General features: G+C 34.8%; 14 protein-coding genes and 1 tRNA gene. 13 read left to right on the top strand and 2 right to left on the bottom strand.

Annotation, left to right across the window (positions count from 1 at the left end; genetic code table 11):
• The first annotated feature begins 221 nt into the window (after positions 1 to 221).
• From RUH95_RS08660 to RUH95_RS08630, 7 genes are all read left to right on the top strand, one after another.
• On the top strand, positions 222 to 2,000 hold the full coding sequence (locus tag RUH95_RS08660) for a hemoblobin-interacting domain-containing protein (RefSeq protein ID WP_313892455.1): 1,779 nt from the start codon (positions 222 to 224) through the stop codon (positions 1,998 to 2,000).
• Positions 2,001 to 2,073: 73 nt separating this feature from the next.
• The gene (locus RUH95_RS08655; RefSeq protein ID WP_313892454.1) at positions 2,074 to 2,475 is read left to right on the top strand and encodes a phage holin family protein; all 402 of its coding nucleotides are present in this window, start codon (positions 2,074 to 2,076) and stop codon (positions 2,473 to 2,475) included.
• A complete protein-coding gene (locus RUH95_RS08650; protein WP_313892453.1) occupies positions 2,475 to 3,152 on the top strand; it encodes a M15 family metallopeptidase in 678 nt (225 codons plus the stop codon). The genes RUH95_RS08655 and RUH95_RS08650 overlap by 1 nt, the downstream gene beginning before the upstream one ends.
• Positions 3,153 to 3,405: 253 nt before the next feature.
• On the top strand, positions 3,406 to 4,035 hold the full coding sequence (locus RUH95_RS08645) for a LysE family transporter (RefSeq protein ID WP_313892452.1): 630 nt from the start codon (positions 3,406 to 3,408) through the stop codon (positions 4,033 to 4,035).
• Between the two features lie 434 nt (positions 4,036 to 4,469).
• Positions 4,470 to 5,738: a Y-family DNA polymerase gene (locus RUH95_RS08640; RefSeq protein WP_313892451.1), complete on the top strand. Its 1,269-nt coding sequence runs from the start codon at positions 4,470 to 4,472 to the stop codon at positions 5,736 to 5,738.
• Complete coding sequence (locus RUH95_RS08635) at positions 5,735 to 6,064, top strand: YolD-like family protein (RefSeq protein ID WP_313892450.1); 330 nt, start codon at positions 5,735 to 5,737, stop codon at positions 6,062 to 6,064. The genes RUH95_RS08640 and RUH95_RS08635 overlap by 4 nt, the downstream gene beginning before the upstream one ends.
• 11 nt (positions 6,065 to 6,075) lie before the next feature.
• Positions 6,076 to 6,234, top strand: a complete 159-nt coding sequence (locus tag RUH95_RS08630; RefSeq protein ID WP_313892449.1) for a hypothetical protein — start codon at positions 6,076 to 6,078, stop codon at positions 6,232 to 6,234.
• 21 nt (positions 6,235 to 6,255) lie between these two features.
• Here the strand turns inward: RUH95_RS08630 and RUH95_RS08625 are convergent, their stop codons facing one another.
• A complete protein-coding gene (locus RUH95_RS08625; protein WP_313892448.1) occupies positions 6,256 to 6,921 on the bottom strand; it encodes a hypothetical protein in 666 nt (221 codons plus the stop codon).
• Between the two features lie 93 nt (positions 6,922 to 7,014).
• On the opposite strand from RUH95_RS08625, the gene RUH95_RS08620 reads away from it, so the two are divergent.
• Positions 7,015 to 7,209 carry a hypothetical protein gene (locus RUH95_RS08620; protein WP_313892447.1) on the top strand — a complete coding sequence of 65 codons (195 nt, stop codon included), beginning with the start codon at positions 7,015 to 7,017 and terminating at the stop codon, positions 7,207 to 7,209.
• 154 nt (positions 7,210 to 7,363) lie between these two features.
• Here the strand turns inward: RUH95_RS08620 and RUH95_RS08615 are convergent.
• A tRNA-Val gene (locus RUH95_RS08615) sits at positions 7,364 to 7,436 on the bottom strand.
• A gap of 340 nt (positions 7,437 to 7,776) precedes the next feature.
• Here RUH95_RS08615 and RUH95_RS08610 point away from each other — a divergent pair.
• The 5 genes from RUH95_RS08610 to RUH95_RS08590 all read left to right on the top strand — a co-directional run bounded on the left by RUH95_RS08610 (position 7,777) and on the right by RUH95_RS08590 (position 13,493).
• Positions 7,777 to 8,148: a VOC family protein gene (locus tag RUH95_RS08610; protein ID WP_313892446.1), complete on the top strand. Its 372-nt coding sequence runs from the start codon at positions 7,777 to 7,779 to the stop codon at positions 8,146 to 8,148.
• Between the two features lie 397 nt (positions 8,149 to 8,545).
• Entirely contained in the window at positions 8,546 to 8,890 is a 345-nt protein-coding gene (locus RUH95_RS08605) for a DUF3307 domain-containing protein (RefSeq protein WP_313892445.1), read from the top strand.
• A gap of 6 nt (positions 8,891 to 8,896) precedes the next feature.
• A complete protein-coding gene (locus RUH95_RS08600) occupies positions 8,897 to 10,657 on the top strand; it encodes a CHASE2 domain-containing protein (protein WP_313892444.1) in 1,761 nt (586 codons plus the stop codon).
• Positions 10,654 to 12,045: a FecR family protein gene (locus RUH95_RS08595; protein WP_313892443.1), complete on the top strand. Its 1,392-nt coding sequence runs from the start codon at positions 10,654 to 10,656 to the stop codon at positions 12,043 to 12,045. Before RUH95_RS08600 ends, RUH95_RS08595 begins: the two co-directional genes overlap by 4 nt.
• A gap of 41 nt (positions 12,046 to 12,086) precedes the next feature.
• Positions 12,087 to 13,493, top strand: coding sequence for an NHL domain-containing protein (locus RUH95_RS08590; protein ID WP_313892442.1), 1,407 nt, complete (start codon positions 12,087 to 12,089; stop codon positions 13,491 to 13,493).
• The last annotated feature ends 18 nt before the right edge of the window (positions 13,494 to 13,511 follow it).

The following is a 13,511-nucleotide window of genomic DNA, read 5'->3' as shown; positions in this document are numbered from 1 at the left end:
CTGACGAATTCGGAACAAACTGCGTCGAAAAAAAATAAATAGCAACAAAGTAAGAACGTTCCAATTCGGAGTGTTCTTTTTAATACAATAGTTAGAGTTTATGAAAAATAAATATAAATATATTTAGTCACTATTAACATTCCTCAGTATTGCGATTATTAAATTTAGTTTATCCTATAAAAGAGTCTGTATATAAGTACTCAAAAAAGGGGAGAAAAATTATGAAAAGTAAACTATGGAAAGAAATAATCGTAGCCGTTTTACTCGTTTCGACTATTTTATCTTTTTCACCAATTGCATACGGAGAAACAACTTCCGTTCAACAATCAATTGATGCAATAAAAATGGAAATGAAACAAGCGGCATTGGCTTATGTAGAACCTGCACTTAAAGGGGAACTAGTACCAAGTTCTTCGCTAGACCCTGTATTAAACAGTGTGAAGAAAAACTACGAAGCAACAAAAAAACTTATTCTGGCATCTAATCTGTCAGAAAAAGAAAAACAAGCGAAGTTAAAAGAATTAGAAGCATTGTATGAAGAAAAAATCGTCAAAGGGCTTATCCCGTACATCGACGCTTATAACTACGCAACGAAGTATTTAGATCCTTTACTTAAAGAAATAAAAGAAGCAGAAGCAAAAAATGATTTCTTGGCAGTTGAAAAAGCGTATCACAAGCTATCAGTTCAACTAAAATCAAGAACGTCTATTTTGTATCGATTCACTGGAAAAGCACCTCGTGATCTATTGCTAGAAAAGTATAAAAAGCCAGCGGATGCAAAACGTGATGAACTGATCATTCCTGTGACTATTATAATGAAATCCGCAGAAGCATCTCAGCTATACCAGGCTGGAAAAGTAGAAGAAGCGAAAAAAATAGTAGAAGAAATCCAAGCTTTAGCAGCAAAACTATCTAATACACAGCCGTTCCACCAGGCATTACAAAAAGAGTTGGAAAGACTTCAAGCAATCTTCTTTCCAACACCAGTAACACCACCATCAATAGGCGGTGGAGATAGTAGTGGTTCGTCCGAATCTTCGGCACAACGAGCATTACGCATTGCAAAAGCAAATGCGATTGCAGAGTTAACAAATTATAAAATAAGTGTTAAAGCTGATTATAGTCCTGCAAATTGGACAACTATAGAAGGTTATAAAATTAATGGAGAAATTACAATAAAAGCATCTAAGACAACGGCAGATGTAACTAAAGCACTTGCAGATGCAAAAGCAGATATAGATAAAGTTTTGACAATAGATCAAGAAGCCTTAGTTACAGCGAAGACAAATGCGATTGCAGAGTTAACAAATTATAAAATAAGTGTTAAAGCTGATTATAGTCCTGCAAATTGGACAACTATAGAAGGTTATAAAATTAAGTGGGAAGCCACAATCGACGCATTAACAACGATTGTAGATGTAAGTCAAGCACTAAAGGATGCAAAAATAGAGATTGATACTGTTAGAACATTAGTAGAAGTTGAAGCTGCTAGTATTCCAGCAAAATTTGCACCAGCTGCAAATTTTTATGGAACTGTTTCTCTACCAATTGTTGGCGCTGATTATACCATTTCTGTTAAATTACCATCTGATCCCTCAAAGTATGATAAGGATGGTAAGATTAAAGCGGATGGTACATCCACTGTTATCTATACAGTGAAACATACGGCTTCAGGGAAAACTGCTGATACTGGGTCGGTAGAGGTAACTACTACGATCATTTTGAAAGATTCACCAGTAGTTATTGATGCAAGTTTTGTTGATGGTCTTGGTTCTAGAAAATTTGATTTCACATTTGCAGATGACCAGCTATGGAGGGATGCTATTTATAGCATTGCATTTACTAATAAAAACGTTAGTGATTATGAACTATTGTCTGTTTTTCAAATAAAAGCTGGAAGGATTTTTTCTACTAATATGAGCTACGGCGTAGAGTTAGAAAGGACATGGACTTTTAAAGCAACAGGCTATAAAGATGTTATCGTGAGAATAACAAGTTAAGAGAATAACATCTAAGAGCATCTCAATCGAGGTGCTCTTTTTATGTACAAAAAAATAATAGGAGTGGTTGAATTTGGAAAGATGGATTGCAGGAGTAACAGGAACAGTAGGATTTTTAGTCTCATATTTAGTGGACGGAGTGGGTATTGCAGTGGCTATATTATTAGCAGTTATGGCGATTGATTACGCAACAGGAATAATTTCAGCTTTTGTAAATAAACAATTATCTAGTCGAATCGGAACAACAGGATTTGCGAGAAAGTTATATATATTATTGCTCATTGCAGCAGTTTATTTAGTCGAAAGTATTTTATTTGGAAGCGAACATGTAGGTGATGGCATAGCTATTGCATACATCGCTATTGAGTTTATTTCAATCACAGAAAATGGTGTGAAGATGGGTGCTCCAATGCCCCCGTTTGTTAAGAATCTATTAGCTATTGTTAAATCTAAAACGGAAGAGGTGAACAAATAATGGCTGTTTCAGTTGATACGCTTATCACACGTTCGGTTAATCGTATTGGGGCAGTTCACCCTTCATTAAAAGAATACACAATTGAGTTGATTAAACGATGTTACAAAGAGGGAATTTTAATACAGATTTCTTCTGGATATCGTTCAAATGAAGATCAAGCCTACATCTATGGTCAAGGTCGTCCACAATACATGTGGAATGGCAAAAAATATGGTTCAGTAGGTAGAATTGTTTCAAATGCTCAACCAGGTACGTCCGTCCACAATTATGGATTAGCCATCGATTACTTCTTAGTTTCAGATGACGGGCTCAAATCATTGTGGACGGTCAATGACAAATGGAAACGTGTAGGAGCTATTGCAAAAGCAATGGGATTTGAATGGGGTGGAGATTGGACGAGTTTCAAAGACTATCCTCACTTGCAATTCAATCGGGGATTAACTATTAGTCAATTAAAACAAGGATTAAAACCAGCGTTTCCGCAACTAATTATTGAGGAGGAAAAAAAAGTGTCCAAACAACAATTAACTCCAGCACAAGAAAAAGTTCGTCAAGAAGCAATTGATCTTGGAATTACAGATGGTAAGAATCCATTCAGAGAAGTAAATCAGCACTATGTATGGAACGCCTTGCTTCCTTTAGCAAGAGAATTAGCAGAATTAAAGAAAAAAGCATAATTAAGAAGTATAAGGAAATCTTATAAATGTGAGATCCCTTCGCAAGAATCTCATGAAATTACGGTCCCACTGTTGAAGCAGTGGGGCTTTTTTATTTTTTTCATGTGGCAATGTTAATAATTGATAGAACTTTCTTCTTTAACTAACGTTTAGTAAAATAAGGGGATGAATAAAACGCACCAACTTTTGTATAATAATACATATAAACGGACGTATGAGGCAATCTATCTTTACTATTGAAAGAAGTGTTTATGTGAGTTTGTATTTTGCATATGTAATGGTAGGTCTTGCAATTGCAATGCCAGTAGGGGCGATTACTGTCGAAATGACAAAACAAGGATTGAAAAATGGGTTTATACATGGATGGGCAGTGGGGTTAGGCGGTATTACAATTGATGTCACACTAATCATTTTGCTATCAACAGGACTTGCTTCTATCTTGGCGTTACCTATTATTCAAATTCCGATGTGGCTTATTGGAGCTGTATTTTTAGTGTACTTAGGTTATGATTCAATAAAAAATGCTGATAAGGATATTACTTTATCAGGAGAAAGGGTATCAAAGTCTTTTTTTAGCTCTTACAAGAATGGCCTTCTTGTGGCTATATCTCCAGGTAATCTTGTTTTTTGGGTAAATGTATTTGGAGTAGTACTTGCGAAAAATTATGCAAGCGATGAAAGTCATTTTTTCATTGTTGCATTAGGGATATTAAGTGGAATATTGCTACATGATATTGGATTACTCACCATTATATCCATTACAAGAAAAGCATTAAATCGAAATATGATAAAATGGTTAACAATAATATCGGGGATTTTATTAATTGGTTTTGCAGGATATTTTGTTTATGAGTTTATTCAAAGTGTGAAGCTATATAAATAGTATTTTTTCACTAAAGCATGCTTTATTTGAAGTAGAAACACAAAGAAAATCATTGAGAAATAAATATGATTTGCAGTAACCCCAAAATTTAAATGACTAAAATTCGTGCCCTTCTCTTTATTTGAGTTGGTCGCTTATTTTATTTGTCCAAAAAATAACATTTTTAAACTGTTGCATAAAAAACACACGTTCGCATATACTAGATGAAAAGGAGGGAACGTTTGTACGTGTTTTATTAGAAAAGTATTTCAGTCGAGGTCATATAATTGAATTAATGTATCTATCTAAGTCGGGTGAAATCAGTAAAAGGCGAGTTAAAATCATCAAAATTCAAGGTGATTCATTTCAAGCTTATTGTTTCACAAGAAGCGCTAAGCGAACATTTCTAATTGATAATGTACTTGCATGTGTTCCTATTGTTAGTAGAGAGCGAGATGTCATATAAAGTGGATTATAGTAAATTTCCAAATCGCTCAATCGCTTGTATTGATATGATGAGTTTTTACGCAAGTTGTATAGCTGTCCTCCACAATTTAGATGTACGTACTGTACCGATTGCAGTAGTAGGAAATTTACAACAAAAAGGATCAGTTGTATTAGCAGCTTCACCAGCAATGAAAAAAAGATTTAAAGTCAAAACTGGAACACGATTATATGAAATACCTCGGCATCCAGAGATTCGTTTATTTGAACCAAAAATGAAATATTTCTTAGAAATGTCTATGGCTGTGACGGATATACTTCACAAGTTTGTGCCTCCTGAAGCGGTTCATGTGTACAGTGTGGACGAAAGTTTTATTGATTTAACAGGAACGGAAAAGTTATGGGGTCCGCCTGAACGTACCGTAAGAATAATTCAAAGAGAAATATTCGATACTCTGAAATTGCATAGTACTGCCGGCATGGGTCCAAACATGTTAATGGCAAAATTAGCTTTAGATTTGGAAGCGAAGAAAACAGTTTTCGCCAAATGGACATTTGAGGATGTACAAACCAAATTGTGGCCTGTTTCACCTTTAAGTGAAATGTGGGGAATTGGTTCCAAAATTGAAAAAACATTAAATAATATGGGTATTTTCAATATAGGGCAGTTAGCTAATGTCCCTTTATCACTATTAGAAAATAAGTTTGGAGTAATGGGGAATCAGCTTTATCATCATGCTTGGGGAGTCGATCTTTCTAAACTTGGAGCACCTTTCGAAACAGGTCAAATTAGTTATGGTAAGAGCCAAATTTTGATGAGAGATTACAACAAAATCGAAGACGTACACGCAGTACTACTAGAAATGTGTGAGGATGTAGCGAAAAGAGCAAGAGATGTATTCCAATCAGCTCGTACAATTTCACTAGGTATTGGTTATAGCAAAAATGCATTCGGTGGTGGATTTCAGCGCGCACGAACTATAGAGGAAGCAACTAATGACACGATGAAAATTTATCAAGTATGCAAAGATTTATTGAAAGAAAATTATAATAGAAGTCCAGTACGACAAATTTCAGTTTCCATTACAAAACTTGAAGATGAACACTCCATGCAGCTTAGTTTATTCGAAAAAGATAATTGGAAAAATCGAAAGCTAGCCGCTGCTATGGATAGTATAAGAAATCGATATGGTCAAGCTGCATTGTTGAGGGCTATTTCATATACACCAGCAGGAACAGCGGTAAAACGATCTAAAATGGTTGGAGGACATAAAGGATGATTAAAGATAGAGTTATGAAGAAATGGCGTGGAATCATGCTAGAGGAACATATTGCATTATATATGGAATTTAATGTTGATCAAAAGAGAGTGCCTAAACCGGAACTGGATGAGTATGATTTGCACGCTATAGAAAAAACTATAGAAATGGCGATGAAAAGAAGTGAGGATGTTTTATTAGATTTTTGGGTGGAAGGAAAAATTGATCAGTCTGGTGGAATTGTAAAAAGTATTGATATAAGTAGAAGAACTATAAAAGTAGAAAATCCATATGGTTTATTTGCATATTCGCTCGATGATATTATAGATGCGTCGATATTAGAATAAGAGGTGATATTGTGGAAGAAGAATTGAGCGTGTTATTAGAAAAAATATTAAGCGAACATCCAAAAGAAAAAGTAGTTGCAGCATTAAATATCTTAGCAGGATTGTCTCATAATGAACTACAAGATATCGCAAAAATTGCGCAGGAATTAGATGAAACCACCAACCATTAATTGTGGAAGGTGGTTTTTGTGTTATTCTGCTGAAAGCACTTCATCTGCAAGAATTCCAGGTAGTGAAATGTTATGCCCCGCTTGTGATTTATAACTATATGCTCCGTAAACCCCTCCGTAAATAGTCACTATGTCGCCATCCACAAAGTCAGTATAGCCGTCATATTCAATAAAAATGATGTCGTTAAAATCATATCCATGTGAATCTTGAGTCACAGCTAATCTAATGTTCGTCCTGTTGTTACCCTCTAAAATTTGAATAATTTCACCAGTGTATTTTACGTATTCACCTGAATAGCGATCTGGATTCTTTTTTAATTGCGGATAATCAATTGTTTTGGCATTTGCTTTCTTTTCAGCAACTACTTGAATTTCGGCTTCTGCCAATGCTTTCGCTTCAGTTTCATCTTTTACTTTTTGTTCCGCTTCTCTTGCTTCACGAATCAATTTTTCTTCAGCAGTCTCTTTTTTTAATACAGGTGAAATAACCTCGACTTTTTCTTTATCAATTGACACTTCTTCCGTTTCTTCAGGAGTTAGAAATAGTGCAATTCCAAAAAGTACAAATGACATACCAAAAACTATTAAACCAGTTTTCATATCTTTCTTTTTAATTAAATTAATAATAATTAGTATGATTCCAACTATTACACCAACAAAACCAATGAGGCCTAAAATAGCATACATACAAAAACCCCCTTACATATATTTACCATAATGATAAACATAAATAAGAGAGTTGTATACATTAAAACAGACGACTATGGTCAGTTATCTATTTTGACAAATTTTGTGTTTGTAGGAGCTTATAAGAAGTCGATTGAGCGTTCTAATAAAAAAACACCCACTACATCAATTGTGGAAGAACAACCAAGTGTAGGTGATCCTGTGAAGTTTTATAATTGGTTAGAAGTAATTGAAGAAAGAACTGTGATGGAAAGCAAACCGAATATAGATAATTGGTTATTATGGTAGGGGATTAATTTAATATAGATTCATAAGATTTACGACGGATTTATACGTATTTTTGCACCAATTTTGCACCATTCAATAAATTGGAGATAAATTCATTTAAAACAAAAAAGTCACAAACCCCTACGTATCAAGGGTTGTGACTGTGTATTTAATATGGTCCCGACTGGTCTCGAACCAGCGACCCCCACCTTGTCGAGGTGGTGCTCTCCCAACTGAGCTACAAGACCGAATTTCAATCTAGATAAAACCACATTTCTAGTAGGAATTATAGCACAAAATATGGTGTCAGTATATATTAACTTTCAAATCTGTTACTACTCATGAAATTTTTTTAAAAAAAGGGCTTTTGTTAAAGTATAGAAGTCCTTTGACATTCCATTATTGAAAGAACAACTCAATATCTTGAATTAGATAGAAAGAAAAAATGGTAAATACATACATTCCATACGCTTGAATTTAAAGAATCTAGTCCATCATTCATGTTTACTTGAGAAATCCAATAGTAATGCTGTAGACTCAATTTAAATGATAGATTTTTTTAGATTATGATTTTGAGGAGGAATAAATATGAAACTTGGCGCATTTCCAGTAAGTTTAAATGTAAAAGACATTAACAAATCAAAAGAATTTTATGAAAACCTTGGATTTAAAGCTTTCGTTGGGGACATTACTCAAAATTGGCTCATAATGAAGAATGAAAATAGCGTAATTGGGTTATTTCAAGGAATGTTTGAAAAAAATATTCTTACTTTTAATCCAGGGTGGAATCAAAATGCTGAAAATCTCGATTCATTTATGGACATTCGAGATCTTCAAAAACAATTAAAAGAAAAAGGAATTAAAATGCTAACTGAAGCAGATGAAACAAGTGAAGGACCTGCAAGCTTTACAATAGAAGATCCTGATGGTAATTCAATTCTTGTAGATCAACATCGATAAAATGATTAAATAGTTCAATGTTTTTCTAAAAAGGTCTACTAGTGAATAATATAAAATTCCTTCCTGTCCTATTGGCAGGAGGTTTTTTTTGTCGCTTGTGTAACAGGAAGTAAAGTGAAAATGAAGTCGACTACTTAAATGAACAGTTTCTTATAAATGATTCTGAATATATTACAAAAAAATCACGGACTATTAACATTTGTCAGTATTGTTTTTGTAAAAAGTAATATACACTTATTGAATAGTGTTTATTTAGAAGAGTGGAAAAAGATTTAATTATCTGTATATACCACGGTGTATTTATATAGATATATCTAAATTATGGTTAGTTTAATAGTGTTTAATCGAACGGGCTATTAGTGATGAATTTTTTTCTATTGGAAGTGAGGGATGCGGTTTGGATTTTTTAATTTTACTTTTTGCGCATCTGTTGGCGGATTATCCGTTACAGGGAGAGTTTCTTGCGAAGATGAAAGGGAAGAATCTGATTGTATTAAGCAGTCATGCTGGGATTTGGACAGGGATGATTCTGATTACAGCTCATTTTATTGGATACTCTGTTGATGTTTGGGATGTACTTATTTTATTTACGGTTCATGCGGTTGCTGATTATATGAAGGCGAAACCGATTTGGTTTTATAAAAAGCTAGATCCACTTGGTTGGGGGCTTGGCATTGATCAATCTATACATATCGGACAAATTTTAGTATTTATGTACTTCATGTCTGAAAAAATCTCATAGGAGATGATGAAAATTAAATTATGGCATGTTATTAGTGGTTTAACAATATTCTTTATATTTTTGTTGTATCAAGACAGTTTAAAAGGGTTTGAGTTAGAACTACAGGATCGTTGGATGCAAGAAGAGGGGCCAGTTGATTATCGTGTGGCGATTTTAGCTATTGATGATGAAAGTTTGCAAACAATTGGTCAGTGGCCGTGGAAACGAGATGTCCATGCGAAGTTAGTACGAACATTAACACAAGGTAATCCTGCTGTTATTGGTTTTGATATTACATTTCCGTTAGCTTCAGAAGCTGCGGAAGATGATGCTGAGTTTATTTCTGCAGTTCATGATGCTGGAAATGTTGTACTTGCACGTTATGGGCTTTTTGATCGTTTCTCTCAAAATGGAATGATTGAGAGTACAGAGTTATCGGAGCCCTTTCCTGAACTGAAGGAAGCTGCTAGTGCTTTAGGGCATTTGAATACTTTTCCTGATGAAGACAGTGTTGTAAGGAAGTCTCTTTTGGAATTTACTCATAATGGGGAGCGGATTAAAAGCTTTTCGTCGGTAATTGTACAACAGTATATGGAACAGACAGGGGATACAATTCCTGTTACTACTCCTTCATTAAATGCTTTTCAACAATTTCATATTAGCTATGCAGGTGGACCAGGATCATTTGAAATTATTCCTTATTCAATGGTATTGGAAGGGGAAGTACCAGCTGATTATTTTGAAAATCGAATCGTTTTAATTGGACCTTATACGGTTGGTATTAAAGATGATTTTTTAACTCCGTTGGACCGAAAGCAAAGTATGTACGGTGTTGAAATTCATGCGAATATTATTCAAAACCTGCTAGAGGGTAATTTTAAGCAAGAGCTTGATTGGAAATGGAATGCTTTATTTCTGATTTTAGCTAGTATATTAGCTTATTTTATATGTCGATTGAAATCTCCTATTTTTATGTTAGCTTCTTTCATCGTTTTATTAGTGGTCGTTTTGTATGCTGGGAAGTTTTTGTATGGGCAAGGTATTATTATATCGCTTGTTTATCTAATTACATTCTTTATTACAGCATATATATGTTCTGTGGGCTTTAATTATTTTACGGAACTTTCAGAGAGAAAAAGGGTGACCGCAGTTTTTGGGCGGTATGTAGCGCCTCAAGTAGTTAAGCAAATACTCGAAAACGGCGAAGAAGGATTGAAATTAGGTGGAAGCAGAAAGGATTTAACAGTTCTTTTTGTTGATATCCGTGGGTTTACGACATTATCGGAAAGTGTTGAGCCAGAAGAAATTGTAGAAATATTAAATGAGTATTTAAATTTAACTGCGAATTGTATTTTCGAATTTGGTGGAACTTTAGACAAATTCATAGGAGATGCGACGATGGCGATATTCAATGCTCCTCTTCCATTGGAGGACCATGCTATGCAAGCAGTTCGAACTGCTTGGGCAATGAAAGAAGGCGCCGTGGAACTTGAGAAGAAACTGCAAGCGAAATTCGGTAAAAGTGTACATTTCGGTATCGGCATTCATACAGGACCAGCAGTTGTCGGAAATATCGGTTCGAAAACTAGAATGGATTATACAGTAATTGGCGACACGGTAAATACGGCAGCAAGACTGGAAAGTAATGCAAAGCCGGGACAAATTATAATTAGTGAAACTATTTATGAGCAAGTAAAGGATCGTGTACTAACCCAATCTCTTGGAGAGATTAAAGTGAAGGGTAAGTTACAAGGAATTTTAATATATGAGTTGGAGGGAATGAATTGAAGAAAGGTAAAATATTTCTGTTATGTTTAGTTATTTTATGTCTTATATTTCCTCAATCAAGTTTTGCAAAAGATACAAAAAAAGTAGGAAATGTACTTAGTGTTTCTGGCACTGTCGAAGTGAAAAAAGGTGGAGGAAATAAGCTTTTTAAAGCTTTTAAAAATATGGCTTTCACACAAGGAGATACGATTATTACAGGTAAAAAAAGTGAAGCAGTGCTTTCCTTAGATGAGGATAAGGAAGTTACAATTGCATCCAATACAAAGTTAGTAATTAGCGAACTTGTAAAAAGTGTAAAAGCAAAATCAGGAAAAACGAATTTAACATTAGTTGGCGGCAAAGTAAAAGTGAAAGTGAGTAAAAAGTTAGAAGGAGAATCTAGGTTTAACATTCAAACTCCTAACGCAATTATGGGTGTAATGGGGACGGAATTTTATGTTTATTATGATGAACATGGTACTTGGGTCGGTGTATTAGAAGGCGTAGTAATGGTAAACATCGGAGAAAGTAAACCTGTAAGGGTAGAGGCAAACAAAAGTTTGTTAATACATGATGACGGTAGTTTCGAAATAGTGGAGCTTGATGAAGAACAAGTTCTTCGCTTTAAATTAGAAAACGACAATCAAGAACAAGTAATACCACCGAAAAATGTTATTGTTTACGAGCCAGAAGCAGAAAGCCCTAGCATTTCTCGTCCAAGTGTCCCGGATGAAGGACCAGGCGAAGAGGTACCTCCAGTGCAAAATCCTACATTCGTTTCGGCAGAAGAGTATCATCCAGATCCAGAAAAGCGAAATGAGCTGAAGATAGAGTATGTTTCAAATGGCGATACTTTGGCTAAAGTTTTGTTTGCGGGAGATTCAAGTAATTTTGATGAAGTAGAAGAAATCCAATATGAAGTGCTTACTAATGGAATTATACTGCAAAGAGAATTTATGCAAAATATGATTTCTAGGGATTTAAGTTGCGTAGAAATCAGATTGGAATTTACTTCAGGATTCGTTTTACCTGTTACACTAGAAAGAATGTCGTTAGTTGAAGTAGATATAGATGCTTTTGAAGCTAATACTCTTTCAGTGGGTGAAAAAATCATAACGATTCCCTTCAAAGAGAAGATTGAATTCGATACAGATGATAGTCTAGCACCTCAAAATTTTAAAGATGTTATACGACTTCTAAAAGAAGATGGATCTGGAACTGTAACCGAATACGAAATCGAGAAGGTTGTTATTGTAGAAAACAAACTCTTTATACATTTGATTGATCCCCTACTACCAAGTTACGGAGGCCATATAATTGAAATTGAACCGCAGACTATACGAAATCAAGAAACAGACGGTGTTCAAGATGAGTCTATAATAATTTGTTTCGAACCTATGCCAAACTAGAGTGATTGAGTACGGTTTAACTATTAAAAAGGAGTGCAAATATGACAAAACATCGTAGTTGGGCAAGTTTTCTCCTAGCAAGTGCAATCTTTTTAGTATTTGGTAGCATTACTACTACTGCATCTGTTATTGATTATAAACCGAAGCAAACGGAATGGATTCATCCACAAGGATTATGGATGAATCCATCTGGAGAGTTAACAGTTGTAGACGCAGGTAGTCATACGATTCACTCTTTTAATAAAGAGCGGCAAGAAGTGGCCGCTGTCGGTGGCAATCAGGGATTAGATGCTTATGGATTGCCAATTGGAGGATATGCTGACTTTAATATACAAACTGCTATATTTGACCAACCAAATGACGTTATTATTGATGCAAAAGGCACGATGTACATTAGTGATTTTAACAACCATACGATTCGTAAAATTGTGAATGGCGTTGTCTATACGCATGCTGGAACAGGGAAAGCCGGCTACCGAGATGGAGCGAAAACAGTAGCACAGTTTAATCATCCATCTGGATTAGCATTAGATGCGGAAAATAACTTATATGTGACTGATACAATGAATCATCTAATTCGTAAAATTACTCCAGAAGGTGACGTTTCTACTGTAGCAGGAAAGTTTTTTACAGATGGAGGCTATGTGAGCGGACCAGTAAAAGAGGCTCGTTTCAATGAACCAACATCAATTGCGTTTGATGAAATCGGAAATTTCTATGTAGCAGATAGTGGCAATCAATTAATTCGATACGTTACAGACAATGAAGTTTCGACTTTTGCTGGGGCGGTTATGCCTGTAGATTCAACAACTGGCTACAGAGAAGGTGGTCATCAAAATGGAGAAAAAGAACAGGCATTGTTCAATTATCCAAAGGATTTACATTATGAAAAAGGTGTATTGTTTATAGCAGATAGTTTGAATCATCGAATTCGAGCAATTACGAAGCAAGGAATTACGATTGATGTGGCAGGTCAAGGAGAACCAGGTGATAAGTTGGGAGAAGCTTATGAAGTTCAGTTTGATACACCTACAGCCGTTACTTATTTCGATGGGCAGCTATATGTTGCAGATTCAGCTAATCATAAAGTGAAAATGGTTCCTGTTGATTTGAATAAATTAAAGCATATTCAAACAGATGAAGAAATTATTGAAGCTACTCCATTAAATCCAAAAGCAAAAAAAATGCAAGTTTGGTTTAATAACGAACTTATTCCCCTTCCGAGAGGAGTTAATATCGTTCAAAAAGATGGGAAAACTTATATACCCGTTCAATTTTTAGATGAGCGATGGAAGAACAACTTTCATGGAATTTCGAATGATGTGGATGGAACAAAGCTGTTTATAAAAGGAAGAGTATTTATTGAGCAATCCAACTTACAAAAATGGACAAATTTCCGAATTATAAAGGTGGAAGAGTTCAATGCATTAATCATATCAAATGATTAATGCATTATAGCCTGGAGA

This window comes from Psychrobacillus sp. (assembly GCF_032154225.1).
GTDB lineage: Bacteria > Bacillota > Bacilli > Bacillales_A > Planococcaceae > Psychrobacillus.
The sequence above is the reverse complement of the archived record's forward strand: the minus strand, read 5'-3'. Positions and strand labels throughout refer to the sequence as shown.